The following is a 24,843-nucleotide window of genomic DNA, read 5'->3' as shown; positions in this document are numbered from 1 at the left end:
ATCACAGCATCCCCAGTTCGAGGCGGGCTTCATCGCTCATCTTGGCCGGGTCCCAGGCAGGGTCCCACACCAGATTGACCTCGGCCTCGCGAATGCCGGGCACGCTGGCGACGCGCAGCTCGACCTCGCCCGGCATGGATTCGGCCACCGGGCAATGCGGGGTGGTCAGGGTCATGGTGATCGCCACCGCGCCATCGGGCGTGATGTCCACGCCATAGATCAGGCCCAGCTCGTAGATGTTGACCGGGATTTCCGGGTCGTAGATCTCTTTCAGCGCATCGACCACCGCCTCATACAGCGCACCGCCCGGTTCGTTGGGCGCCATGCCGGTGGGCTGCTGGCTGAGGAAACCGTCGAGATAGTCGCGCTTGCGCTCCAGCGTCTCGGCCGGGGTTTCTTCGGGAGCAGGCGTCACATCCTCCACCCGCGCGCGGGGCGGGGTGGGGGCGGCGTCAACCTCTTCGACGGTGAAGCGGGGGGCGCCGTCTCCGGCTGCGGGGGTGCTCATCCGAAAATCCTCTTGGTTCGCTCGATGCCGCGCAGCAGGGCGGCAATGTCACTGTCATCGCTGTAAAGGCCAAAGCTGGCGCGGGCGGTGGCGGGCACGCCCAGATGCTCCATCAGTGGCTGGGCGCAATGATGCCCGGCGCGGATCGCCACGCCTTCCTCATCCAAGATAGTGCCGAGGTCATGCGGATGCACCCCGTCCATGGAAAAAGAAACGATGCCCGCCGAATGGTCCGGCCCGAACAGGCGGATCGAGTTGATGGCGCGCAGTTCACCGCGCAGCGTATCAACCAGCGAGAGTTCATGAGCATGGATCGCATCCAGCCCGATGGCCTCGATGTAATCGACGGCCTGCGCAAAGCCGATCGCCTCGACGATGGCGGGGGTGCCTGCCTCGAAACGGGTGGGAGCCGGGGCCCAGGTGGTCTTCTCGAAGGTTACGCGGTCGATCATCGAGCCGCCGCCCTGCCATGGCTGCATAGCGTCGAGGATCTCGGCCTTGGCCCAGAGCGCTCCGATGCCGGTGGGGCCATAGAGCTTATGCGCGGAAAAGACGTAGAAATCGCAGCCCAGCGCGGCGACATCGACCTTGAGGCGCGGCACGGCCTGACAGCCGTCGATCAGCACCTTCGCGCCGACCGATTTGGCCAGAGCGACAGCGCGCTCCACATCCAGCACGCTGCCCAGCACGTTGGAGACATGCGCCAACGACACCAGCTTGTGGGCCGGAGTCAGCAGCTTTTCGGCGGCATCCAGATCGATGCGGCCATCCTCGGTCAGCGGGCAGACGTCGATCTCGAAACCGATGCGGTCGCGCAGGATCTGCCACGGCACGATGTTCGAGTGATGCTCCAGCGTGGAGAGCAGAATGCGATCCCCGGCCTTCAGATTCGTCGCGCCCCAGCTCTGGGCGACCAGATTGATCGCCTCGGTGGCGCCGCGGGTGAAGACGATCTCATGCTCATCGCCGCCGATGAACCTGGCGATGGTGCGGCGTGCCGCCTCATAGGCCAGAGTCATCTCGGCGCTGCGGGCATAGACGCCGCGATGGACGGTGGCGTAATCCGTCCCCATCGCGCGCGACATGGTGTCGATCACCACCTGCGGCTTCTGCGCCGTGGCCCCGCTGTCGAGGTAATGCCACACGCCGCCCTCGCGGGTTTTCAGGCCCGGAAAATCGGCGCGGATCTCGGCGAGGCTGCGACTCACAGCGCTTCCTCCAGCAGCTTCTGTGCCAGAGACTGCAGATGGTCGCCTTCTTCGGCGCCATCGAAAGCCTCGGCGATAAAGGCCGAGAGCATCAGCGCCTTAGCCTGTGCGGGCGGCAGACCGCGCGCGGCGAGATAGAACAGCCCATTGGCGTCCAGCTCACCCACGGCGCAACCATGGGCGCACTTCACGTCATCGGCGTAGATTTCCAGCTCGGGCTTGGCGTTGGCCGTGGCGGTGCGGTCCAGCAGCATGGCGCGCACGCTCTGCTCGCCATCGGTGCCGTCCGCGCCGGGCTCGACCTTGACCTTGCCCAGATAGGTGACGACGCCCTGCCCGCCCGCCACCGAACGCACCAGCTGACGACTGACCGCATCGGGATGGGCATGGGTGACCTTGGTGACGATCTCCACCGTCTGGCCGGTCTGCGCCAGCTGCGCGCCGCCCAGCGTGAAATCGGCACCCTCATGCAGCACCACATCGATCTCGACGCGGGCATAGGGGCCACCGGCGTTCAGCACATGCAGCGCCGCGCTGGCCTTGGCTTCCAGCACCAGCGACAGGCGGGTCACGCCGCCCTCGGTCTGCACGATGGAGCGCGCGAAGGTGCCGCCAGCCGGGACGGTGACGGTTTCACGCTCGGGCAGCGGCCACAGATCGGCCAGCGCCTTCACATCGGCATAGCGCCAGTCCTCTTCGGCGCGGGTGGGGAGGGTTTCAGCCACAGCGCTCACTTGCCTGCTCCTCCGAAATTGCGCAGCTGCGCCAGAGCGATCAGGCCCTGATGGCGCTTCTCGGCGATGCAGGGCTGCGCCTTGGCGACGATCGCCTGCATTTCGGAGCCGCGCGTCTTGTCGTCACCCGCACCCTGAGCGATGGCGTTGAGCCGCTGCTCTTCTGGCCCGAGGCAGGCCATCAGCGCCTGACAGCCAACCGAATCCACCGCCGAATCGCCGCTGCTGTTGCGGGTTTCGCAGCCGAACTTGCCGTCATTGTAACCCCAGCGGCCCTTCCAGACCTCCAGCTTCTTCTCCAGCGCCGACAGATCGGAACCGGCCTCGGTGTTCGCCGCCTGAGCCATGGTCTGCGCCGCGGATTTGGGCGCCTCCCCGGCATCGGCCGTAAAGCCCTGAAGGGCCAGCAGGGCCGCCAGCACGATCATGCGGCAGCTCCCTCGACAGCCTCATAGCCGCGCTCTTCGAGTTCATGCGCCAGCTCGGGGCCGCCGCTCTTCACGATGCGGCCACCGGCCAGCACGTGCACGAAATCGGGCTTCACGTAATCGAGCAGGCGCTGATAGTGGGTGATCAGCAGCACGGCCTTGTCGGGGCGGCGCATGATGGCGTTGATGCCTTCACCGCAGATGCGCAGCGCGTCGATGTCGAGGCCGGAGTCGGTCTCATCCAGAATCGCCAGCTTGGGGTCGAGGATGCCCATCTGCACCATCTCGGCGCGCTTCTTCTCACCGCCCGAGAAGCCGACGTTCACGGGACGCTTGAGCATCTCCATATCCATCTTGAGCAGCGCCGACTTTTCGCGCGCGATCTTCAGGAACTCGCCGCCCGAGAGCGGAGCCTCGCCGCGACCCTTGCGCTGGGCGTTGAGCGCCTCGCGCAGGAACTGCAGATTGGAGACGCCGGGGATTTCGACCGGATACTGGAAGCCGAGGAACAGGCCGGCGGCGGCGCGCTCATGCGGCTCCATATCGAGCAGATCGGCGCCTTCGAGCGTGGCCGAACCGCCGGTCACTTCATAGCCCGGGCGCCCGCCCAGCGTGTAACCCAGCGTGGACTTGCCCGCGCCATTGGGCCCCATGATGGCATGGACTTCACCCGCGTTGATGGTGAGCGACAGACCCTTGAGGATCGGCTTGTCCGCGACGGTGGCGTGGAGATCGGAAATCTGCAACATGGTCATATGGGCCTTTTAACGGGCTGAAAACAAACAGGTGGCGGTGGGCTTAGCCCACGCTCCCCTCAAGGCTGATGCCCAGCAGCTTCTGCGCTTCCACGGCGAATTCCATGGGCAGTTGCTGCAGCACCTCCTTGGCGAAACCGTTGACGATCAGCGCCACAGAGGCCTCCTGATCCAACCCGCGCTGCATGGCGTAGAACAGCTGGTCGTCGGAGATCTTGCTGGTGGTGGCCTCATGCTCGATGGTGGCGCTGGGGTTGCGCACCTCGATATAGGGCACGGTGTGCGCGCCGCAGTCCTTGCCGAGCAGCAGGCTGTCACACTGGGTGAAGTTGCGCACGCCCTCCGCATTCGCCGCCACGCGGACCAGACCGCGATAGGTGTTCTGCGACTTGCCCGCGCTGATGCCCTTGCTCACGATGGTGGAGCGGCTGCCCTTGCCATTGTGGATCATCTTGGTGCCGGTGTCGGCCTGCTGATGATTGTTGGTGACGGCGACCGAGTAGAACTCGCCCACGCTGTCCTCACCGTTCAGCACGCAGCTGGGATACTTCCAGGTGATGGCCGAGCCGGTTTCCACCTGGGTCCAGCTCACCTTGCTGCGCTTACCCTGGCACAGGGCGCGCTTGGTGACGAAATTGTAGATGCCGCCCTTGCCCTCGGCATCGCCGGGATACCAGTTCTGGACGGTGGAATATTTGATCTCGGCATCGTCGAGCGCGACCAGTTCCACCACAGCGGCGTGAAGCTGGTTTTCATCGCGCTGGGGGGCGGTGCAGCCTTCCAGATAGGAGACGTAAGCGCCCTTGTCGCAGACGATCAGCGTGCGCTCGAACTGGCCGGTGTTTTCCGCGTTGATGCGGAAATAGGTGGAGAGTTCCATCGGGCAGCGCACGCCCTCGGGCACATAGACGAAGGTGCCGTCGGAAAAGACCGCGCAGTTCAGCGCCGAGAAGTAGTTGTCGCCCATCGGCACAACCTTGCCGAGCCACTTCTTCACCAGCTCGGGATATTCGCGGATCGCTTCGCTGATGCTGCGGAAGATCACGCCCGCCGCTTCCAGCTCCTTGCGGAAAGTGGTGGCGACCGAAACCGAATCGAACACCGCATCCACGGCGACCTTGCGCGCGCCTTCCACCCCGGCGAGCACCTTCTGCTCCTCCAGCGGGATGCCCAGCTTTTCATAGACGCGCAGGATCTCGGGATCGACCTCGTCCAGCGACTTGGGGCCATCCTTGGTCTTGGGCGCGGCCCAGTAATAGGCGGCCTGATAATCGATCGGCGGGATCTTCAGCTTGGCCCAATCGGGCATGGGCATGGTCAGCCAGTGGCGATAAGCCTTCAAGCGCCATTCGAGCATCCATTCCGGCTCGTCCTTCTTGGCCGAGATGTAGCGGACGGTGTCCTCGGACAGGCCCTTGGGGCCATATTCCTGCTCGATATCGGCGACCCAGCCGTGCTCATACTCGGCCACGCGGGCCGCCGCATCGCGCGCGGCCTGATCGCGGATCTCGACGACCTCGGCTTCGGGCACACTCTGCTCGCTCATTCGCTCAACTCCATCGACGCGGCAGGGGCCGCCATCGGTTCATGCAACTCACCAACTTCGTGCAGCGCGGCCAGCCGACTCAGCGGCACACTGGCCAGCGCTCCACGCAGCGCCTCATTCACGATCGGCCAATGCGGACGCACCGCACAGCCCGGTTCCAGCAGGCAATCGGCCCGCCCCTTGTCCACGCAAGGAGTCAGCGCGATCGGCCCTTCGACAGCTTCCACGATCTCGGCCAGCGAGATCGAGTCGGCCCCGCGCGCCAGCGCCAGACCGCCGCCCGCCCCGCGGGTGGAGCGCAGCAGCCCGGCAGCCACCAGCCGGCTCACCAGCTTCTGCACCGTGGGCGCGGGCAGGCCCGATTCCTCGGCCAGCAGAGCCGCATTCATCTGAGCGCGCTTGCCCCCGGCCACGGCGAGCTCGCCATGGCGCGCTGCTGCTGTCATGGCAACCACGGCATAATCGGCCATGCTGGACAAACGCATGTGGGCACCCCGCTGGGCTGGAAAGGACGGCTCAAAAAACGGTTCGAAATCTAAATAAGATCGAATCGTTCCGATTTCGAGCCCCTAGGCCCAGTCTTTTCATCGCGCAACGGGGCAAAGCTATGCAGCGACACAGGAATCATCGCTGTGGCCCCCGCGCATCAGACGAAAGGCGTATCCGGGCAGCGCAACAAGCATTTGGGAGGCAAGAAAAAAGGCGGCCCCTTTACCGCGCAAGCGCTGGAAAGGAGGCCGCCGTCAAGTTCGAGGTCTCGCGGTAAAAACCGTCGAGCCCTTCGGGTCGCAAGTCCGAGGTAAGGGGCGAGATGAACAAATAATTGTAAAGATCCGTCACGGACTGCGACGACCCCCTAGGTAATCTGCGATAGGCCGTTGTTGCCTGCCATCCACCATCGGAATCTCCGGCACAATCTGGGCCATCGACAGCGCCTCCCCGCCTTGCCATAGGCATCTCATGATCCCGAGCCCCGCCGCCTATGCGCTGATCCGCCCCCTGCTGTTCCGACTCGACGCCGAGAAGGCGCATGGAGTCGCGCTCAACGTGCTGCGCAACGGCGGCCCCCAGCGCGCCCCTGCCAGCGATCCGGCGCTGTCCAGCAGCGTGGCAGGCCTGACCTTCCCCAACCCCGTCGGCATGGCAGCAGGCTTCGACAAGGACGGCGAGGTGCCCGACGCCCTGCTCGGCCTGGGCTTCGGCTTTGCGGAGGTCGGCTCGATCACCCCCCTGCCCCAGCCCGGCAACCCCAAGCCGCGCCTGTTCCGCTTGGTGGAAGACCGCGCCGTCATCAACCGCATGGGCTTCAACAATGGCGGAGCGACTGCAGCTCACGCGCGCCTGTCCGAGCGTAGGACTCGCGGCGGCATTCTGGGCATCAACATAGGCGCCAACAAGGACGCCACCGACCGCATCGCCGATTACGCTACGGGAGCGAGGCTGTTCTCCCCGCTGGCCTCCTATCTGGCGGTGAACGTCTCCAGCCCCAACACGCCGGGCCTGCGCGCCCTGCAAGACCCCGCCGCGCTGGAGGAACTGCTCGACGGCGTGATCGCCGCGCGTGACGCCACCGGCCACCGCCCGCCGGTGTTCCTGAAAGTCGCGCCTGATCTGCAGCCCGCCGATGTGGACGCCATCGCCCGCATCGCCATCGACAAGCAGCTGGGCGCCCTGATCGTCAGCAACACCACCATCGAGCGCCCCGCCCTGCACAGCCCCCACGCGGGCGAGACCGGCGGCCTCTCCGGCGCTCCACTGCGCGATATGGCCCAGCAGCGCATCGTCGATTTCCGCAAGGCCACCGGGGGCGCTGTGCCGCTGATCGGCGTGGGCGGAATCGCCAATGCTGCGGACGCATGGGCGCGGATTCGCGCGGGGGCGTCGCTGGTGCAGCTCTACAGCGCGATGGTTTATGAGGGGCCGGGGATCGCGCGAGCCATCAACAAGGGCCTGCTGGAGCTGATGCGGCGGGATGGGTTTTCCTCGATTCAGGAAGCCATCGGAACAGGGACATAAAAGAGGAAATGCGAGGGCCATCGCCCTCGCGCTCCCTTTTATGTCTACGATGCGCCACGGGTTCGGCGATGGAGCAACGTCGCTGCGCCGCAGGCTTTTATATCCTTCGTATAGCATTGCCTTCCAAGACATTCTTGCTTGCGGCGCAACCCTGGCACAGTTCAAGAGTTCCAAGACTGACGCGGCCACCAGCGCGACCTTTCGTCGGGAGACGTTCCGGGAGCGCGAGGGCCCGGAGCATGTCTCTGGAGACATGCGACCAACAAAGGACTCTACCCTCGCATCTTCACCTTCTTGCCTCCCCTCCTTCACCCTCCTAAAACCCTGAACAAGGGGGACAGGACCATCACCGTGCAGCTTACCGAATTTTCCACCACGCCGAATCTGGTCGCGCTGTTTCTGGCTCGCGCGGATGAGAAGGGCGATGCCCCATTCCTGCGCGCCAAACGCAACGGGCAATGGCAATCGATCAGCTGGAAGGAAACGGCGCAGAAGGTCTGCCTGCTGGCGGAAGGCCTGGTAAAACTGGGCCTGCGGCGTGGCGATCCCGTGATGTTGGTCTCGGAAAACCGTCCGGAATGGGCGATTGCCGATCTGGCGATCATGGCGGCGGGCTGCGTCACCGTGCCCACCTACACCACCAACACCGAACGCGATCACACCCATATTCTGGAAAACTCCAGCGCCTGCGCGGTGATCGTCTCGGGTGCGAAGCTGGGCAAGACGCTTCTGCCCGCCGTGCTGCGCTCCGGCCATGGGCGCCATGTGATCGGTATGGAGCCGCTGGGCGCAACTCAGGCCGGCGCACTGAACTATCACGACTGGGATTCGATGCTTGAAGGCGATGCCGCCGCCGCCCGCAAGGCTGTCGAGGCCCGCATCGGCGCCATCGGCCGCGCTGACACCGCCTGCATCATCTACACCAGCGGCACCGGTGGCGCCCCGCGCGGCGTGATGCAGCACCACGGCGCCATCCTGCACAATGTGGCGGGCGCCGCGCGCATTCTGGCCGAGGACTTCGGTTGGGGCGATGAGGTCTTCCTTTCCTTCCTCCCCCTCTCCCACGCCTATGAGCATACCGGCGGCCAGTTCCTGCCCATCGGCATGGGCGGCCAGATCGCCTATGCCGAGGGGCTCGAAAAGCTGGGCGCCAACATCGAGGAGGTGCGCCCCACCATCATGGTGGTCGTCCCCCGCCTGTTCGAGGTGCTGCGCACGCGCATCATCAAGGGCATAGAGAAACAGGGCCGCCTGCCCAACTATCTGATGGACAAGGCCATTGATCTGGCCTCCCGCCGCGCGGAGGGCAAGAAACACCTCAGCGATCCGCTGCTTGAGGCCGTGCTGGAACGCACGCTGCGCCCCAAGGTCCGCGCGCGCTTCGGTGGCCGCATGAAGGCGCTGGTCTCGGGCGGCGCCCCGCTCAACCCCGAGATCGGCCTGTTCTTTCAGGCGATGGGCCTCACCCTGCTGCAAGGCTATGGCCAGACCGAATGCGCGCCTGTCGCCGCCGTCAACCGGCCCAGCGCTGGCATCCGCATGGACACCGTCGGCCCACCCATGCCCGACACCGAGGTCCGTATCGCCGAGGACGGCGAAATCCTGATTCGCGGCGAGCTGGTGATGCACGGCTATTGGCGCAACGACGCCGAAACCGCCAAAGTCCTGAAGATCGACCCCGCCGAGCCGGAAAAAGGCCCATGGCTCCACACCGGAGACATCGGCCTGATCGATTCCGCCGGGCGCATCAAGATCACCGACCGCAAGAAGGACATGATCGTCAACGACAAGGGCGACAACATTTCGCCCCAGCGCGTCGAGGGCATGCTGACTCTTCAGCCGGAAATCGCGCAGGCCATGGTGATCGGAGACCGCCGCCCCTATGTCGTGGGTCTGATCGTGCCCGATTGCGAATGGGCTTTGGACTGGGCGCAAGCCAATCACATCCATTTCGACATGAAAACGCTGCAAGGCGATCCCGCCTTCCGCGCCGCCGTGCGTGAGGCGATGGACCGGGTGAATTCGGATCTGTCCGTGGTGGAGAAGGTGCGCCAGTTCGCCTTTGCGGATGAGCCTTTCGCCATCGACAATGAAGAGATGACGCCTTCCATGAAGATCCGCCGCCATAAGCTGAAAGAGCGGTATGGGGCGCGGTTGGATGCGCTTTATAAGGGGTGAGAAGAAGGGAAATGCGAGGGTGTTACACCCTCGCGCTCCCGGGTTTTGTCAGCCTTGGCGCTAAGGGTTCAGCCGAGGAGCAACGTCGCTGCGCCGCAGGCTTTTAAAACGCCTGCACAGTCTAGCGGCCATAAGATTCATTGCCTGCGGCGCCATAGGTTGAGCAGGTGGAGAGTTGGAGCGCAACGATGCGGAGCCACTGCGCTCTCGTCGGAAGACGTTATGGGAGCGCGAGGGGGTAACCCCCTCGCATTTCTCTTTTGAACCTTTAAATCCTCAAACCATCAAAAAACCTTCAATCGCTGCCAAATGCTTCGGCTGCACGCCCAAGCGGTGCAACTCGCTCACCAGAGCCACCCCCGGCTGATGCCCGGCGCGCGTGGCGCAGGCAAACCGGCGCAAAGCCTCCAACCGGGGATGAGCCAGAGGCCGGGGCGCATCCCCTTCCCCGAACACCCACGTCACCATCCGCCCAAAAAACCCAAGCGTTTCACGTGGAACGCTCGGCTGACGGCAACCATATCGCTGAAAATCCTGAGCGCCGATGGAAGCGGCCAGCCAGTCTTCGCGGGTCAGGGTGGTCATCATACGTCTCCCACAAGGGCGGTATCGACGGTGGAACCGGCGGTCAGGGTCTTGTGAACCGGGCAGCGGTTGGCGATGGAGAGCAGCTCTTCGCGCGTCGCTGCATCCAGACCGGGCGCCAGCGTGATCAAGCGTTCAAAACGGTCGGCGGGGGTTTGTTTGGCGTCGCGGTGGTGAGTGACGTGGGTGCTGACCTCGCCAATGTCCCAACCCTTGCGCTGGGCATAGAAGCGCAACGTCATGGTGGTGCAGGTGGCCAGCGCGGCGGAGAGCAAGTCATAAGGCCCGGGGCCGGTGCCGAGACCGCCCAGTTCCACCGGCTCGTCAGCGATCAGCGGGGTTCCGGCGATGTCGAGCTGGCTCTGGAACAGGCCTGCGCCGGTGGTGGTGGCGCTGGCGTTGGGGGTGTGGGTCTCGGCCATGGCACAGGCTCCTTACTTCAGCTTCACGCCGGGGACGTCGGGGGGCAGCGGGATGAATTCATCTTCGCCGGGGACATGGGCGAAGCGGTCCTCGCGCCAGTCTTCCTTGGCTTGCTCGATGCGGTCGGCATCGGAGGAGACGAAGTTCCAGTAGATGTAGCGCTTTTCCGGGAAAGGTTCGCCGCCCACCAGCATCAGGCGGGTGGGTTCCTGCGTGGTCAGCACCACTTCGGCGCCGGGCTTGAGCACCACAAGCTGGGTCTGGCCGAAGGAGCCTTCCTGCCCCTCGATCCGCAGCGAGCCGGAAACGACATAGACCGCGCGCTCGACATGATCGCGGGCGAAGGCGTAGCGCGCGCCGGGGGCCAGCGTGAGATCGCCATAGATCATGTCCGAGAAGGTCTCGACCGGAGAGACCAGCCCATCGGCAGTGCCTGCGATCAGCGTCAGCTTGGCGCCCTTGTCCTCGGCGACGGGGATTTCGTCGGCCTTGTAGTGACGGAAGGAAGGCGCGGTTTCCTCATGCTTTTTCGGCAGAGCTACCCAGGTCTGGAGGCCAAAGAGGCTGCCGCCCACGCCGCGCTGATTGTCGGGCGTGCGCTCGGAATGGACGATGCCGCTGCCCGCCGTCATCCAGTTGACCTCGCCGGGGCGGATCGCCTGCAGGCTGCCCAGCGAGTCACGGTGCATGATCTCGCCATCGAGCAGGAAGGTCACCGTGGCGAGGCCGATATGGGGGTGCGGGCGCACATCCAGCGCCTGCTCGCCCGAGAAGGCCGCCGGACCCATCTGATCGAAGAAGATGAAGGGGCCGACCATCCGCCGGTTGGGGCTGGGCAGCGCGCGGCGGACGGAGAAGCCGTCCCCCAGATCGCGCACCGGGGGCAGGATCACCGAATCGACGGGGTTTTCAGCGGGGGACAGGCTCATGGTGGGCTACTCCGTGGGTGGAGAAAAAGGGTGGCGCGGAGTCGGGGGGAAACCCCGCGCCCGGGGGGATCTTACAGCGTATCGACCAGGACGATCTCGGCATCTTCAAGGGCGGTGATGCTGATCGTTTCGACTTCGGCGATGGCCACGCCGTCGCGGGTGTTGGCCTTCACGCCATTGACCTCGATCGCACCGGTGGCGGGGACAAGGTAGCCCTTACGCTCGGTGCCCAGCACGTAATCGACCGTCTCACCGGCGCGGATCGTGCCGCCCACGATGCGGGCCTCGGTGCGGATCGGCAGGGCATCGCCGTCGTCACCGTAGCCGCTGGCCAGCACCACCAGTTGCCCGGCGCGCTCGCCCTTGGGGAACTGGCGGGCGCCCCAGCTGGGCTGCTCGCCGCTGCGGGTGGGCTGGATCCAGATCTGGAACAGCGTGGTGGTTTCGTCCTCCAGATTGTATTCGGCGTGAGTGATGCCGGTGCCCGCGCTCATCACCTGAACGTCGCCCGCTTCGGTGCGGCCGTCATTGCCCAGCGAGTCGCGGTGGCTGATCGCGCCCTTGCGGACATAGGTGATGATTTCCATGTCGCGGTGGGGGTGCGGGGGGAAGCCGCTCTTGGCCGCGATGGTGTCGTCATTCCACACGCGCAAATTGCCCCAGTGCATGCGGTCGGGCTCGTAATAATCGGCGAAGGAGAAGTGGTGGCGGGCATCGAGCCAGCCATGGTTGGCATGGCCGATGGAAGCGAAGGGGCGCAGTTCGATCATGGGTGTTCTCCGTGCCGCCAGAGTGTCTCTGCGGCTGTTGAGGCCAATTTAGGGATTGCGCCGAGGAAAGAAATGGCAATGATAGAATGATACCGGTGAAGGAATTTTATCAATGCTGCCCGATCTTGAGGCCTGGGCCATCTTCGCCCGCGTTGTGGACACCGGCTCTTTCGCCGCCGCTGCCGAGGCGCTGGGCCTTTCCAAACCCACCGTGTCCAAGGCGGTCACGCGCTTGGAAGCGCGCCTTGGCGTGCCTCTGCTTCACCGCACCAGCCGCCGACTAGCGCTGACCGAGAGCGGGCGCGGCGTGCTGGACAAGGCCCGCCGCATTCTGGCCGATGGCGAGGCCGCCGAGGCGCAGGCCAGCGCCGAGGGCGATACGCCGCGTGGTCTTGTGCGTCTGGCAGTGCCGATGAGCTTTGGCCTGCGCCATGTCGCGCCGATTCTTCCCGAGTTTCTGGGCGCTTTTCCGCAGGTGAATGTGGATGTCGATCTGTCCGACTCGCTGGTTGATGTGGTGGGCGGCGGGCATGACGTGGTGCTGCGCATCGGGGGGCTGGAGGATTCCTCCCTGCGCGCACGGCGGCTCTGCACCGTGCGTCGGCCTTTGGTGGCCAGCCCGGCCTATCTGGCAGAGCATGGGCATCCCACCCATCCGCGCGATCTCTCGGCCCATACCGGGCTGCTCTACACCAATCTGGAGGCGCCGGGCACATGGCGTTTCAGCCACGCCACGCAGGGCGATTATATGGTGACGATCAAGGGTCGCCTCGGCGCCAACAATGCCGATGCGCTGGCCCCTGCCCTGCTGGCCGGGCAAGGCATGGCGCTTCAGCCTGATTTCATGGTGTGGGAGCATATCGCCAGCGGCGCTCTGGTGGAGGTGCTGCCCGACTGGCGCATCCCCGATATCGCCCTGCATCTGGTGACGCCGCCGGGGCAGTTGCGCCCGGCGCGGGTGCGGGTGCTGATCGAGTTTCTGGCCAAGCATCTTTCGGCTGCACCATGGGCTGCACAGCACTGATTCTTGCCGTCCACCGCCGATCTGGCATAGTCTGGCCCGGCATCGCAAAGGGGGACAGGCATGCGCGCAAAACACCGGTTCTGGCTGGCGGCTTTGGTCGCGATCGCAACGCCTGCCATCGCGCAAGAGGCCCCTGCTCCCGGCCTCTTCATGAATCAGGCGGGCGTCGAGCAGACCATCGCCCTGATCGCCTCGCGCATCAAACCCGATCAGCCGGTGATCTTCCAGCCGCTGGTCGGGCTGGGCACCTATCGCGCCAGTCTGGAGTATCGCCAAGGGGTGAGCGGCGCGGCCACGCATGAGGCTGAGGCCGAATGGGTTCAGGTGGTGGAAGGCAGCGGCACGCTGGTCACCGGCGGCAGGCTGGAGACCCCGCAACGTACCGGCCCCACCAATCTGACGGGACATGGCATCATCGGCGGCAGCATGCGCCCGATCACCAAGGGCGATATGCTGATCATCCCCGAGGGGACGCCGCACTGGTTCAGCCAGATCAACGGGCGGCTGATCCTCATCACCATGAAACTGCCGCGCGGGGCTAAACCCGCGCCATAAAGGAATGAGCCGGGGCGGGGTGCGACCATCTCTCCACCCCGGCTCATGGTGCTGCGCGGTGCTTAGAAGGTTGCGACCTTCAGCACGACACGCAGGGAGCGACCGGGCATCATCACCAGATCCTTGTTGAAGGAGGTGGCGAGGCGTTGAACGTCATTGGTCAGATTCTGGCCGATCAGGGCCAGTTCCACGCCGGGATATTGCTTGAAGGGGCGCACCGCCGCCTGAGCGCTCAGCGAATTGTAGCTGTCGGTGGCGGTGTCATAATCGCCATAATCGTTCTGGCGGCCATAGTGGATGAAGGTCACCCCGGCATCGACGATCTTGCTCTGCCAGTTCAGCCCGCCGCCCACGCGATAGGGCGGAATGCGCGGCACATTGCTGCCGCTGTCCAGCGTGGCGCGGGTGTAATCGCCCAACACCTTGGCCGTCAGCGTGCCATGAGGGCCCTGCAGCAGATCATAGGTGGCCTGCGCCTCAAGACCGCGGAAACGGGCGCCCTGCTGGCGATAGATCACCTCGCGCAGCTCCTCGCTGTCACCCGTGACGCAATCGCCATCGTCGTCACAGGTGCGGCCCGTGAGATCGCCGTAGATGTAGTTCTTGTACCAGGTGTTGTAGAGGCTGCCGTCGAAGCGGAAGGGGCCCTTGCGGATACGCAGGCTCAGCTCCAGCGAATTGGCGCGCTCGATCTTGAGGTTCGGATCGCCGGTCTCGAAGGTCTGCGGGCCGTCATGACCGCCGCGCGCGAACAGCTCGGTCAGCGCCGGGGCGCGGCCCGTGCTGGAGAAGTTCAGGCCCAGCTTCACGCCTTCCGTAGCGGTGAACAGCGCACCAATCGCGCCGCTGACCGGCGTGTAGCTGCGCTTGGTGAACACGTCCGTCGAGGGCGTCCCCGTCACGCTGACATGCTCGACACGGCCACTGGCTTCCAGATGCAGCGCCTTGGCCACTTCCACTTCGGTGAAGATATAGCCCGCGACATTCTCGCTGGTGGCCGGATTCAGGTAAGAGCTGTCCTCGCCGATGGCCGAGAAATCGCGGTGCTGATACTCGAAGCCGACAGCCGTGTTGCGCACCGCGCCAATGCGGTTGAGCAGCAGCTCGGCGCGGGCATTGCCTTCCTTGTTCTTGAAGGTGGTGTTGATCGAACCGTCGGGGTTCTTTTCGTCATGGGTGTAGTTGGCATAGCTGCCGTCGACATTCAGCGTTTTCAGCACGCCGGTGCCCAGATCGAAGCTGTTGCGGCTCATGATCTTGGTCTGGCGCATGTCGATGAAGGTGGTGTCGCTGGGGATGCCGTATTGCGCATCGTAATGCGTCACCGCCAGGCCGACATGGCTGTCGCCGCCGCCCAGGAAGTAGGAACCGCCGACCGAACCGCCGCGCCCGTGGAAGAAGCTGTTCTGCTGAACGCCTTCAGGCGTGCCGTAATCGTCGGAATGGCGGAAGAAGCCATCGGCATGCAGCGCCAGATTGCCGATCTTGCCATCGACCAGACCCGAAGCCTCGTTCGAATCGTTGATGGTGGTGTGGGCCACGGTGGCCTCGGCGCTGATCGTCTTGTCGGGCAGGCTGGTGGGCACGCGGTTGTTCAGCGTGTTGACCACGCCGCCGATCGCCTGACTGCCGTAACGCAGCGTGGCGGCGCCGCGTACCACCTCGATGCTGCGCGCGGCGAGCGGATCGATGGGAATGCCATGGTCCGGGCCGATGTCGGAGACGTCCGAGGAGCTGGTGCCGTCTTCCAGCAGACGCACGCGGGCCGCGTCCATACCGCGGATGATCGGGCGGCTGGCGCCCGCGGCAAAGCCGCTGACCGAGACGCCGGGCACATCGCGCAGCGCGTCACCAATGCTGGCGCCACCGGCGGCGAGAATCTGGTCGGCGTCGATCTTGGTGGAGAGCGTCGGCGTTTCGTCAGCCGTATGGCGGAAGGGGGTGGCGGTGACGATGATCTCATTGCGCGAGCTGGGCGCGCCCGGATTCGCGGAGTCGGTGGTGGCTGCGACATCGCTTGCCGTATCGGCAAGAGCCATGGGGGCCACACCGGCATAGGCCAGCGCCAGCACGGCCGCGCCGGCCAGATGAATCGAACGCATAGAAACTCCCTCATTAACCTCTTCGCGGCGCGCAGCCCATCGCCCGCGCGGATGCTCCCCCAAGCTCCGCACGGCTGGACCGCCTGTCTCGCCGCGAATGGATGTGACGTTATATCACGATTAAGAGAAAGGCCAGTCCCTATGATGAAATTTTATATCATTACTCTGTGATCAAGGCGGCCAATAAGTCGAATGCTCGATCCGGCATTTGCGTGGCGTTGAAGCGCATAAAGCGTTCCGCAGTCTCGCTGGGGCTAAAGACATTGCCCGGCGCGAGCACCAGCCCCCGCTCCAGACCGGCGCGGGCCAGACGGCGGGAATCCATCCCTTCCGGCAGGCGACACCACAGATAGAAGCCGCCCTGAGGCATCAGCCATGGCTCGATCCCCAAGGCTGTCAGCCGTGCCCCCACCTCGCTGCGCAGACGGGTGAGCTTGCGGCGCAGATCGTCCATATGCTTGCGATAGGTGCCGCTGGAGAGGACATGCGCCACCACCGCACTGGCCACCGGGCTGGGTCCACCAAAATTGGTCGCCACCTGAAGATCGACCAGCGCATCGACCCAATCGGGCCTCGCCGCGATATAACCACAGCGCGCGGCGGCCGAGAGCGTCTTGGAAAAGCTGCCGATGCGGATCACATCGACCAGCCCGTCCAGCACCGCCAGTCGCGGCGAGGGCTGACTCTCGAAATCGGCGAAGATATCGTCTTCCACGATGGTCATACCCACGCTGGCGGCGATGCCCAGCACGCGATGCGCCACGCGTGGCGAGAGGCTGGCTCCGGTGGGGTTATGCAGCGCGGAATTGGTGATGTAGAGCCGGGGCCGCTCGGCCTGCACCAGTTGCTCCATCAGCGCCACATCGGGGCCGGTGGCGGTGTAGGGCACACTGACGATCCGCGCCTGATGCGCCGTGAGCAGCGCCTGAAAGTTGAAATAGCAGGGGTCGTCCACCAGCACGGTGTCGCCGGGGCGCAGCAGGAAACGGCAGATCAGATCGATCGCCTGCGTGCCCGAGGCCGTCAGCATGATCTGATCGACATCCACCGCCAGCCCCTCGCCCGCAAAGCCCAGCGCCAGATGGCGGCGCAGCGCGGGAATGCCGCGCGTGCTGCCGTAATCGGTGAGCAGGCTGTCCGCGCCGCGCAGCACCTCGCGCATGGCGCGGCGCAGGGCTTCCCCGGGCATCATGGCAGCGGGCATCCAGCCGCAGCCCGGCTTGATCGTGTCCTCCGGCGTATCGAGCGCCTGCCGCGAGACCCAGAAAGGATCGATCTCTGGCGGGCGGGCCGGGGCCAGTTCGGCCAGTGCCATCGGCGCCACGCCGCGCCGCGCAACGAAAAAACCCGATTTGGGCACGGCACGGATCAGCCCCTCGGCCACCAGCCGGTCATAGGCCTCGACCACTGTGGCCGGGGAGACGCCCATCGCACCTGCGAGCCGCCGGATTGAGGGCAGCTTGTCGCCCGCGCCCAGCATACGGCCTTCGATGCGGGCGCGGATCGCGGCCATCACCGATTGCGTGCGGGTGAGAGGGGCATCGCTCATCTGTATGGGCCTTTCTAATGATACAGATTGCACCAACTGTATCGATCTGTCCCTGTGTTCGCCAGTCCCTTCGCCGTATCCAGCGCGCAGGTTTAGCAAGGAGGGTACAATGCGCGTCAGCTCGTCGGGCTGGGTGAACGGGATGATCGGGGTGGTGCTGTTCAGCGGGTCGATGCCCGCCACGCGCGCTGCCATCATGGGCTTCACCCCACTGTTCCTCACCGCCGCCCGTGCGCTGATCGCAGCTGCTCTGGGCGGGCTTTTGCTGCTGGCCCTGCGGCAGAAACGCCCGGCACGCACCGACCTGCCCTCGCTGGCCATTGTGGCGGGCGGCGCGGTGATCGGCTTTCCGCTGCTGACGGCCTTTGCGCTTCAGCATATCACGGCGGGGCGGTCGCTGGTGTTTCTGGGGCTGCTGCCGCTCTCCACCGCGATCTTCGGCGTGCTACGCGGGGGCGAGCGCCCTCACCCCGCCTTCTGGGCCTTTGCGCTGGCCGGGGCCAGCGCGGTGGCAGGGTTTGCGCTCAACCGCGGGGCGAATGGCTCGGCGCTGGGTGACGCGCTGATGGTGGTGGCCGTGGTGCTCTGCGGGCTGGCCTATGCCGAGGGTGCGGTGCTGTCGCGCAGGCTCGGCGGGTGGCAGGCGATCAGCTGGTCGCTGGTGGTGTGTTCTCCGGTGGCGGCGCTGCTGGCGGCGTTGACTTGGCCCGCCACATTCAGCGGCCTGCCGGTGATGGCCTGGGGTGGGCTGGTCTATGTCTCGGTTTTCACCATGCTGCTGGGCTTTATCTTCTGGTATCGCGGGCTGGCGCTGGGCGGCATCGCCAAGGTGGGCCAATTGCAACTGTTGCAGCCCTTTATGGGCCTCGGCCTCTCGGCGTTCTTCCTGCGCGAAACGGTGGCGCCCTCCATGATCGCTGCCACCGCCGCCGTGGTGCTGTGCGTGGGTGGAGCCCGCCGTTTTGCCTGATCGCTGCTGATCCGTGACAAATCGTTTCGGCCTTTCGATCGGGCTTGAAGCCTCATGGAGCCCACAGGCAGGGCGGGTGGATGACTCGCTTTCGCCCCGCCATTCTCGCCCTGTCGCTGACTGCCTGCGCCACCGCCGCGCAGGCCCAGACTCACCCCATCGCGCTGGATGAGCAGCTCACGCTGGCCCCGATCATCGACGTTCGTCTGCGCTGGGAGGATGTCGATGCCACCAGCCGCGACGCTCACGCCGAAAGCCTGCGCCTGCGCGCCGGGGCCGAGCTGGCTCACAAGCCCAGCCATCTCTCGCTGTTGATCGAGGGCAGCGGCACCACTCATTTCGGATCGGGCTTCAGCGGCTTTTCCTATGCCACGCCCAGCGACCAGTATCGCCCTCATCGCGCCACCATCGCCGATGGCTCCACCGTGGCGCTCAACCGCCTGCAACTGCGCTATGCCACCAAGCCGCTGACCGCGACGGTGGGCCGCCAGCGGATCATCCTCGACGACCAGCGCTTCGTCGGCAACGCCCCCTGGCGCCAGACCGAGCAGACCTTCGATGCCGCCCGCATACAGACCACCCTCGGCCCGCTGGTGCTGGATGCCACCCATGCCATCCGCCAGAACACCGTCAACGGCAGTGATGGCGCCCCGCGCGACCATCTGCGCGGCGATTTCACCTTCGTGACGGGCGGGATCGTGACCAAACCAGCCACGCTGAAAGGCTTTGCCTATCTGCTGGATTATGACGCCACGCCTTTCCTGAATCAGCCCGGTGCCCGATCCCAGCTCGACAGTTCCCAAACCTACGGCCTGCGCACGACCACGACTCTGCCGCTGGGCCACCACGCATCGCTGGCTCTGGCAGGCAGTCTCGCATGGCAGAGCAGCTATGGCCGCAACCCCAACGCCTATGCCGCCACCTATTCCAGCATCGAGCCCGCCCTGACTCTGGGCCAGCACACGCTCACCCTCACCCGCGAAGTGCTGGGCGCCGATGCCAAGGCCCGGAACGGCGCATGGTCGTTCCAGACGCCGCTCTCCAGCCTGCACAAGTTCAACGGTTGGGCCGATATGTTTCTGACCACGCCCGCCAATGGCCTGCGCGATCATGCGGTGACTCTAACGGGCAAGCTGCCCAAGATCGACGCTCTGCCCCGCGTGACCTACACCGTGGCGCATCACTGGTTCGATGCGGACTTGGGCGGGGCGCATTACGGCAAGGAAATCAATGCCTCGCTGGGGTTCTCGACCAAGCCGATCAACTGGTTGCTGAAATTCGCGCAGTATGAGGCACGGGGGTTTGCGACCGATACGCGCAAGATCTGGGTGCAGGCAGAGTTTGTTTTTTAATCAAGGGGTTTGAAAAGAGGACATGCGAGGGCCATCGCCCTCGCGCTCCCTTTAATGTCTACCTTGCGCTTAAGGTTCGGCCTTGCGCTCAGCTTGCCGCGCCGCAGGCTTTTGAATGAGAAAAGGCGCCAGAGGCATGACAGCCTGCGGCGCCTTTTTTTTCTGATAGAGAGGTTGGGCGCCACGATGGGGAGCCACTGACTTTTCGTCGGGAGACGTTATGGGAGCGCGAGGGGATAATCCCCTCGCATCTTCCCTTCATCCCTTAAGCCGCTTCCTTCTCCACCCACTCAGGGAAGAACTGCGGCTCTTTCGTGGACCAACCCGGCGCCGTGGCAGCAGCCTCGCTGATCGACTGAAGCAGCTTCTTGCGACGCTCCGGGCGAATCTGCGGCAAGGCAGCAGCAGCGCAGAAGGCGGCAGGCAGCCAGGGCCGGGCAGCAGCGCCCAGCAGGCGCTCATAGAGGAAACGGAAGGCCGAAAAGCCCGTCAGGCGGTCCTGCGCCAGATCGAAGGCCGTCAGGCGGATCAGCGTGCCGAGATAGGTGTCGAGCGCCTCGAAGCTCTGGTCGGTCGGCGCGGCGGCGCGCAGGATCTTCAGATCCTGATAGGCGACGTACTGGCTGCGGATGCTGCCGATTTCGTCAACATCGCGCGCCCAGAGCTTGAAAGCATCCTGACGCCCCAGCCCGACGTCGAGGCTGCGCTTGATGTAGCGCTGTTCGCAAGGCGTAAAACCGGCAAATTCGCGGAGTTCCGCGATGGCCAGTGGCGCAGAAGAAGTCGTCGCCATGATCGTCAAGTCCCTCACCAAAGATCCCGCTTCGGAGTCGATGCCAAAGGATTGCATGAAAGAGGTTATCGGCAGCTTAACCATTGTCCGGGGAATCACGGGATGGAGGGCCGAAAAAGATGAAAAGCGAGGGTTAACGCCCTCGCGCTCCCGGAACACATGGGCAGTGGCACCCGGTCCTTTTGCCTCACCTCTCCACCTGCGCAGCGCATATGCGCCGCAGGCAATCGATCGCAATTTCAAACGATTGCGCATAAGGATTTCAAATACCTGCTGCGCGATGAATCCGGGCACCACGCTTAGTCAGCACGCAACGAAGACAGTAAAGGGAGCGCGAGGGTTATGACCCTCGCATTCTCTTTTTCTTGCCTCAAATCATCCCGGCCAAAGGACTCGAAGGATCGGCATATTTCCGAGTCGCCATCCGGCCCGAGAGATAGGCATCACGCCCCGCCTGCACCGCCAGCTTCATGGCGCGGGCCATGCGGATGGGGTCTTTGGCCTCGGCGATGGCAGTGTTCATCAGCACGCCATCGACGCCCAGCTCCATGGCCACGGCAGCGTCCGACGCCGTACCCACACCAGCATCGACCAGCACCGGCACCTTGGCACCCTCAACGATCAAGCGGATGGTGACGCGATTCTGGATGCCCAGACCCGAGCCGATCGGCGCGCCCAAAGGCATGATCGCCACGGCACCGGCTTCCTCAAGCTGCTTGGCGGCGATGGGATCGTCCACGCAATAGACCATGGGGGCGAAGCCTTCCTTGGCCAGCACCTCGGTGGCTTTCAGAGTCTCGCGCATGTCGGGGTACAGCGTGCGCGCCTCGCCCAGCACCTCCAGCTTGACCAGATCCCAGCCACCGGCCTCACGCGCAAGGCGCAGGGTGCGGATAGCGTCGTCAGCGGTGAAGCAGCCGGCGGTGTTGGGCAGGTAGGTGACCTTCTTGGGGTCAATAAAATCGGTCAGCATCGGCGCCTTGGGGTCCGACACATTCACGCGGCGCACGGCGACGGTGACGATCTCCGCGCCAGAGGCTTCCAGCGCGGCTGCGTTCTGGGCGAAGTCCTTGTACTTGCCGGTGCCCACGATCAGGCGCGAATTGAACGTGCGCCCTGCCACGGTCCAAGAGTCATCACCAGCCACGTCGCCACCTCCTACAAAATGCACGATTTCAAGAGTATCGCCCTCGCCCAGCACCACCTGCGCCAGAGTCGAGCGCGGGGCGATCTCGCCATTGCGCTCCACGGCGACCTTGGCGGGGTTCAAGCCGATGTCCGCGACCAAATCGGCCACGCTGGCGCCCGATGCGATACGGCGCTGCTCGCCGTTGACGGTGATGGTGATGAGTTCAGACATGGGGCAAGCCCATGCCGCGTTAGTCGGCGTGGCGCAAGTTGGCGATATGTCCAGTGGCCAGCAGAGTCACGCCCGCGATGGTCAGCGCCGCTTCGGCCAGACCGTGGGGCGCGAGCAGGCCCATGCCCATCAAGGCAAGGCCGAAGCCGCCGAGTACCAGAGGGCCGCGCTTGCCATGGCGCAGCATGCCCATGCCCAGCCCCACGGCGCCGATCACCAGCGCCAGCGCCAAACCGATCTCGTGAATGCGCGGGTTCATCAGCACACCGCCGCCCACGCCCAGCAGCGCCACCAGCACCACGCCCGAAACGCAATGCACCATGCAAAGCGCCGACAGAAGCACGCCGATGCGATCGATACGGCCACGAATCATGGTAGCGATGGTGCTCATGGGGAGGGCATTTATGTAATAACATCACATTTCACAAGCCCCCTTGGACATCCTTTCACCTTGCCTCACCTGCCGACTGCCGCCACTAACACGCAAACCCGCCGTTTTGCGGCATTCTTTGCGAAAGGACACAGCTGCCATGGCGGCAACAGGCACCACTCCCTCCACCCAGGCAAGGGTGATGGCGCGCTGGCTGCTGGCGGTGGCCGCGCTGGTGGTGCTGATCGTGGTGGTGGGCGGCATCACGCGCCTGACCGAATCCGGCCTGTCGATCACCGAGTGGAAGCCGATCAGCGGCACATTGCCCCCGCTGACTCAGGAGGCCTGGGATCAGGAATTCGCCCATTACCGCCAGATCGACCAATATGCCGCCGTGCATGCGGGCATGACTCTCTCCGAATTCAAGGGGATCTTCTTCTGGGAGTATATCCACCGCGTGCTGGGCCGGATCATCGGCATGGCCGTGGCGCTGCCCTTGGCGTGGTTCTGGGTGCGCGGGCGGATTCCTGCTGGCTACAAGCCGCGCCTGTTTGCGCTGCTGGCGCTGATCGGGCTGCAGGGCACGCTGGGCTGGCTGATGGTCCATTCCGGCCTGCAAAAGGGCATGACCGAGGTCGCCCCCCTGTGGCTGGCCACGCATCTGATCACCGCGCTGTTCACCCTGTCCGGTCTGGTGTGGACGGCGCTGGACCTGCTGGCCCTCTCCAGAAATCCCGCCGCCAAGCCCGCCAGCCTGACTCCCTTTGCCGCGCTGGCCGGGCTGGGTCTGGCGGTGCAGCTGGTGTGGGGCGCCCTGATGGCAGGCCTGCGCGCGGGCCGGGTCACCAATGAGTGGCCGCTGATGAACGGCAGCTTCTGGCCCGGCGCCAGCCAGAACGGCGAGAGCTTTCTCCACGCCATCACCGCCGACCCTGCCATCGTCCACTTTATCCATCGCTGGTGGGCCTGGGGCGTGGTGGCGCTGCTGGTGGTGCTGGCGCGCAAGGTGAAGGCCGCCGGAGACCGCCGCGCCGCCATCGCCATTCACAGCGCTTTCGGCACGCAGGTGCTGCTGGGCATCGCCACGGTGATGACGGATGTCTCGATCGGCATCGCGGTGCTGCATCAGCTGGTCGGCGCTTTGCTGGTGGCCGCCACGGCCTGGGGCGCGCATGCCGTGGGCCGCCGGGCATGAGCGCCCTGATCTGGTGCCCCTTCCCCGATTCCGTCCGTGCCGAGTCCGCCATCGGCACGCTGCTGGATGAAAGGCTGGTGGCCTGTGGCAACATCCTGCCCGGCATGACCTCGCTCTATGTCTGGCAGGGCGAGCGCCACCGTGACACCGAGGTCGGCGTGCTGCTGAAAACCGATGCCGCCCTGCTGGAACAGGCCATCGCGCGGCTTTCCGCGATCCATCCCTATGATACGCCCGCGATTCTGGGCTGGCGCTGCGATGTTGCCGCTCCGGCCACCGCCGCATGGCTGGGCGCGCTGCCCGGATAACTGGTGGCCTGAAAAATCCCCCTTCGGCACGCCTCAAAATCGAACGGTATTATTTTACCTCCACGAAAACAGCCCGGAAACCTTGACTCTGGAAGCCATTTGCAACATTGGCCGCTCCAATCTCCCACCGGCATGCGCTGGTGGGGTTGCTGTTCATAGGGGCCCTCCCCTTCAAAAACGGGAATCGTAAAGCCATGAAGGCTCTCACCAAGATGACCGCGTCGGCCAAGCCGGCCGAGGTCGAAAAGAAGTGGCATCTCATCGATGCCGAAGGTCTGGTCGTTGGTCGCGTCGCCGTGATCATCGCCAACCTGCTGCGCGGCAAGCACAAGCCCAGCTACACCCCCCACGTCGATTGCGGTGACCATGTCGTCGTGATCAACGCCGAGAAGGTGAAGTTCACGGGCAACAAGCTCAAGCAGCAGACCTACTACAAGCACACCGGTTATGCCGGCGGCCTGAAGGAAGTCACCGCTGACAAGGTTCTGGCCGGTCGCTTCCCCGAGCGCGTGCTGGAGAAGGCCGTTGAGCGCATGATCCCCCGCGGTCCGCTGGGTCGCGATCAGATGCGCGCCCTGCACCTCTATGCCGGCAGCGAGCACCCGCACGGCGGCACCCAGCCCGAGCTGCTGGACGTGGCTGCCCTCAACCGCAAGAACAAGGTTGGCGCATAATGTCTGAGACTCTGAACAACCTCGCCGATCTGGCCGGCACCACCGTTGCCGAAGACACCGGCGTCGTCACCCCTGCCGCTCCCACCGCCCCGCTGCGCGAGAAGCAGATCGACGCCCAGGGCCGTTCGTATGCCACCGGCCGTCGTAAGGACGCCGTGGCCCGCGTGTGGATCAAGCCCGGCTCGGGCAAGATCACCGTCAACGGTCGCGATCAGGAAGTGTACTTCGCCCGCCCGACCCTGCGTCTGGTGATCAACCAGCCCTTCGGCATCGCCGACCGTACCGACCAGTACGATGTCGTCTGCACCGTCAAGGGTGGTGGTCTGTCGGGTCAGGCCGGCGCCGTGAAGCATGGCATCGCCCAGGCTCTGGCCAAGTTCGAGCCTGCTCTGCGCAGCGCCGTCAAGGCCGCTGGCTTCCTTACCCGCGACCCGCGCGTCGTCGAGCGTAAGAAGTACGGCCGCGCCAAGGCTCGCCGCAGCTTCCAGTTCTCGAAGCGTTAATCGCTTCG

Annotated in this window: 27 protein-coding genes; 11 read left to right on the top strand and 16 right to left on the bottom strand. The window is 64.9% G+C overall.

What is annotated here, in order from left to right; translation table 11 throughout:
• Nucleotide 1 precedes the first annotated feature (1 nt).
• Genes HGK27_RS18375 through HGK27_RS18345 form a run of 7 tightly spaced genes read right to left on the bottom strand, consistent with a single transcriptional unit; the run spans nt 2 to nt 5,664 of the window.
• Nucleotides 2-508, bottom strand: a complete 507-nt coding sequence (locus tag HGK27_RS18375) for an SUF system Fe-S cluster assembly protein (RefSeq protein ID WP_206242502.1) — start codon at nt 506-508, stop codon at nt 2-4.
• The gene (locus tag HGK27_RS18370) at nt 505-1,716 is read right to left on the bottom strand and encodes an aminotransferase class V-fold PLP-dependent enzyme (protein WP_206242500.1); all 1,212 of its coding nucleotides are present in this window, start codon (nt 1,714-1,716) and stop codon (nt 505-507) included. The genes HGK27_RS18375 and HGK27_RS18370 overlap by 4 nt, the downstream gene beginning before the upstream one ends.
• Nucleotides 1,713-2,441 carry a SufD family Fe-S cluster assembly protein gene (locus HGK27_RS18365; protein ID WP_407674643.1) on the bottom strand — a complete coding sequence of 243 codons (729 nt, stop codon included), beginning with the start codon at nt 2,439-2,441 and terminating at the stop codon, nt 1,713-1,715. Before HGK27_RS18365 ends, HGK27_RS18370 begins: the two co-directional genes overlap by 4 nt.
• A 5-nt stretch (nt 2,442-2,446) precedes the next feature.
• Complete coding sequence (locus HGK27_RS18360; protein WP_206242497.1) at nt 2,447-2,878, bottom strand: hypothetical protein; 432 nt, start codon at nt 2,876-2,878, stop codon at nt 2,447-2,449.
• Nucleotides 2,875-3,627, bottom strand: a complete 753-nt coding sequence (gene sufC, locus HGK27_RS18355) for a Fe-S cluster assembly ATPase SufC (protein ID WP_206243358.1) — start codon at nt 3,625-3,627, stop codon at nt 2,875-2,877. Before sufC ends, HGK27_RS18360 begins: the two co-directional genes overlap by 4 nt.
• 49 nt (nt 3,628-3,676) lie before the next feature.
• Entirely contained in the window at nt 3,677-5,179 is a 1,503-nt protein-coding gene (gene sufB / locus HGK27_RS18350) for a Fe-S cluster assembly protein SufB (protein ID WP_206242495.1), read from the bottom strand.
• Nucleotides 5,176-5,664, bottom strand: a complete 489-nt coding sequence (locus HGK27_RS18345; RefSeq protein WP_206242493.1) for an RrF2 family transcriptional regulator — start codon at nt 5,662-5,664, stop codon at nt 5,176-5,178. Before HGK27_RS18345 ends, sufB begins: the two co-directional genes overlap by 4 nt.
• Nucleotides 5,665-6,139: 475 nt before the next feature.
• Between HGK27_RS18345 and HGK27_RS18340 the strand changes: the two genes are divergently transcribed.
• Together HGK27_RS18340 and HGK27_RS18335 are read left to right on the top strand one after the other, a co-directional pair.
• Nucleotides 6,140-7,195: a quinone-dependent dihydroorotate dehydrogenase gene (locus HGK27_RS18340; protein WP_206242491.1), complete on the top strand. Its 1,056-nt coding sequence runs from the start codon at nt 6,140-6,142 to the stop codon at nt 7,193-7,195.
• 351 nt (nt 7,196-7,546) lie between these two features.
• Nucleotides 7,547-9,373: an AMP-dependent synthetase/ligase gene (locus tag HGK27_RS18335; protein ID WP_206242489.1), complete on the top strand. Its 1,827-nt coding sequence runs from the start codon at nt 7,547-7,549 to the stop codon at nt 9,371-9,373.
• Nucleotides 9,374-9,649: 276 nt separating this feature from the next.
• On the opposite strand, the gene HGK27_RS18330 is transcribed toward HGK27_RS18335, so the two are convergent.
• From HGK27_RS18330 to HGK27_RS18315, 4 genes are all read right to left on the bottom strand, one after another.
• A complete protein-coding gene (locus HGK27_RS18330) occupies nt 9,650-9,961 on the bottom strand; it encodes a hypothetical protein (protein ID WP_206242488.1) in 312 nt (103 codons plus the stop codon).
• Entirely contained in the window at nt 9,958-10,380 is a 423-nt protein-coding gene (locus HGK27_RS18325) for an OsmC family protein (RefSeq protein WP_206242486.1), read from the bottom strand. Before HGK27_RS18325 ends, HGK27_RS18330 begins: the two co-directional genes overlap by 4 nt.
• A gap of 12 nt (nt 10,381-10,392) precedes the next feature.
• Nucleotides 10,393-11,310 carry a pirin family protein gene (locus HGK27_RS18320; RefSeq protein ID WP_206242484.1) on the bottom strand — a complete coding sequence of 306 codons (918 nt, stop codon included), beginning with the start codon at nt 11,308-11,310 and terminating at the stop codon, nt 10,393-10,395.
• Nucleotides 11,311-11,381: 71 nt separating this feature from the next.
• Nucleotides 11,382-12,080, bottom strand: coding sequence for a pirin family protein (locus tag HGK27_RS18315; protein WP_206242482.1), 699 nt, complete (start codon nt 12,078-12,080; stop codon nt 11,382-11,384).
• Nucleotides 12,081-12,192: 112 nt separating this feature from the next.
• On the opposite strand from HGK27_RS18315, the gene HGK27_RS18310 reads away from it, so the two are divergent.
• Nucleotides 12,193-13,104, top strand: coding sequence for a LysR family transcriptional regulator (locus HGK27_RS18310; protein WP_206242481.1), 912 nt, complete (start codon nt 12,193-12,195; stop codon nt 13,102-13,104).
• 60 nt (nt 13,105-13,164) lie between these two features.
• On the top strand, nt 13,165-13,659 hold the full coding sequence (locus tag HGK27_RS18305) for a cupin domain-containing protein (protein WP_206242479.1): 495 nt from the start codon (nt 13,165-13,167) through the stop codon (nt 13,657-13,659).
• 62 nt (nt 13,660-13,721) lie between these two features.
• Here the strand turns inward: HGK27_RS18305 and HGK27_RS18300 are convergent, their stop codons facing one another.
• Together HGK27_RS18300 and HGK27_RS18295 are read right to left on the bottom strand one after the other, a co-directional pair.
• Nucleotides 13,722-15,761 carry a TonB-dependent receptor gene (locus HGK27_RS18300; protein ID WP_206242477.1) on the bottom strand — a complete coding sequence of 680 codons (2,040 nt, stop codon included), beginning with the start codon at nt 15,759-15,761 and terminating at the stop codon, nt 13,722-13,724.
• Nucleotides 15,762-15,921: 160 nt separating this feature from the next.
• On the bottom strand, nt 15,922-17,310 hold the full coding sequence (locus HGK27_RS18295) for an aminotransferase-like domain-containing protein (RefSeq protein WP_206242475.1): 1,389 nt from the start codon (nt 17,308-17,310) through the stop codon (nt 15,922-15,924).
• A 109-nt stretch (nt 17,311-17,419) separates the two neighbouring features.
• Between HGK27_RS18295 and HGK27_RS18290 the strand changes: the two genes are divergently transcribed.
• Both HGK27_RS18290 and HGK27_RS18285 read left to right on the top strand, forming a co-directional pair.
• Entirely contained in the window at nt 17,420-18,280 is an 861-nt protein-coding gene (locus tag HGK27_RS18290; protein ID WP_206242473.1) for a DMT family transporter, read from the top strand.
• A gap of 80 nt (nt 18,281-18,360) precedes the next feature.
• Nucleotides 18,361-19,632: an alginate export family protein gene (locus HGK27_RS18285; RefSeq protein WP_206242471.1), complete on the top strand. Its 1,272-nt coding sequence runs from the start codon at nt 18,361-18,363 to the stop codon at nt 19,630-19,632.
• A gap of 265 nt (nt 19,633-19,897) precedes the next feature.
• On the opposite strand, the gene HGK27_RS18280 is transcribed toward HGK27_RS18285, so the two are convergent.
• Nucleotides 19,898-20,425 carry a hypothetical protein gene (locus HGK27_RS18280; protein WP_068088353.1) on the bottom strand — a complete coding sequence of 176 codons (528 nt, stop codon included), beginning with the start codon at nt 20,423-20,425 and terminating at the stop codon, nt 19,898-19,900.
• Between HGK27_RS18280 and HGK27_RS18275 the strand changes: the two genes are divergently transcribed.
• The gene (locus HGK27_RS18275; RefSeq protein ID WP_206242469.1) at nt 20,424-20,771 is read left to right on the top strand and encodes a hypothetical protein; all 348 of its coding nucleotides are present in this window, start codon (nt 20,424-20,426) and stop codon (nt 20,769-20,771) included. The two genes, HGK27_RS18280 and HGK27_RS18275, sit on opposite strands and share 2 nt — an antisense overlap.
• A gap of 24 nt (nt 20,772-20,795) precedes the next feature.
• Here the strand turns inward: HGK27_RS18275 and thiS are convergent, their stop codons facing one another.
• Together thiS and HGK27_RS18265 are read right to left on the bottom strand one after the other, a co-directional pair.
• Nucleotides 20,796-21,785: a sulfur carrier protein ThiS gene (thiS, locus tag HGK27_RS18270; protein ID WP_206242467.1), complete on the bottom strand. Its 990-nt coding sequence runs from the start codon at nt 21,783-21,785 to the stop codon at nt 20,796-20,798.
• 19 nt (nt 21,786-21,804) lie between these two features.
• Nucleotides 21,805-22,176 (bottom strand): MerC domain-containing protein, encoded by a 372-nt coding sequence (locus HGK27_RS18265; protein WP_206242465.1) that lies wholly within the window; start codon nt 22,174-22,176, stop codon nt 21,805-21,807.
• 139 nt (nt 22,177-22,315) lie between these two features.
• Here HGK27_RS18265 and HGK27_RS18260 point away from each other — a divergent pair, with 139 nt between their 5' ends.
• The 4 genes from HGK27_RS18260 (at nt 22,316) to rpsI (ending at nt 24,835) form a co-directional block, all read left to right on the top strand.
• The gene (locus HGK27_RS18260; RefSeq protein WP_206242463.1) at nt 22,316-23,350 is read left to right on the top strand and encodes a COX15/CtaA family protein; all 1,035 of its coding nucleotides are present in this window, start codon (nt 22,316-22,318) and stop codon (nt 23,348-23,350) included.
• Complete coding sequence (cutA, locus tag HGK27_RS18255; RefSeq protein ID WP_206242461.1) at nt 23,347-23,658, top strand: divalent-cation tolerance protein CutA; 312 nt, start codon at nt 23,347-23,349, stop codon at nt 23,656-23,658. Before HGK27_RS18260 ends, cutA begins: the two co-directional genes overlap by 4 nt.
• A 194-nt stretch (nt 23,659-23,852) precedes the next feature.
• Nucleotides 23,853-24,332, top strand: coding sequence for a 50S ribosomal protein L13 (gene rplM / locus HGK27_RS18250; RefSeq protein ID WP_206242459.1), 480 nt, complete (start codon nt 23,853-23,855; stop codon nt 24,330-24,332).
• Nucleotides 24,332-24,835, top strand: a complete 504-nt coding sequence (gene rpsI, locus HGK27_RS18245; RefSeq protein ID WP_206242457.1) for a 30S ribosomal protein S9 — start codon at nt 24,332-24,334, stop codon at nt 24,833-24,835. Before rplM ends, rpsI begins: the two co-directional genes overlap by 1 nt.
• Nucleotides 24,836-24,843: the final 8 nt, after the last annotated feature.

It is taken from the genome of Novosphingobium terrae (assembly GCF_017163935.1).
In the GTDB taxonomy this organism is placed as follows: domain Bacteria; phylum Pseudomonadota; class Alphaproteobacteria; order Sphingomonadales; family Sphingomonadaceae; genus Novosphingobium; species Novosphingobium terrae.
Note: the sequence above shows the minus strand (reverse complement) of the source record. Positions and strands in the feature narration are given on the sequence as shown.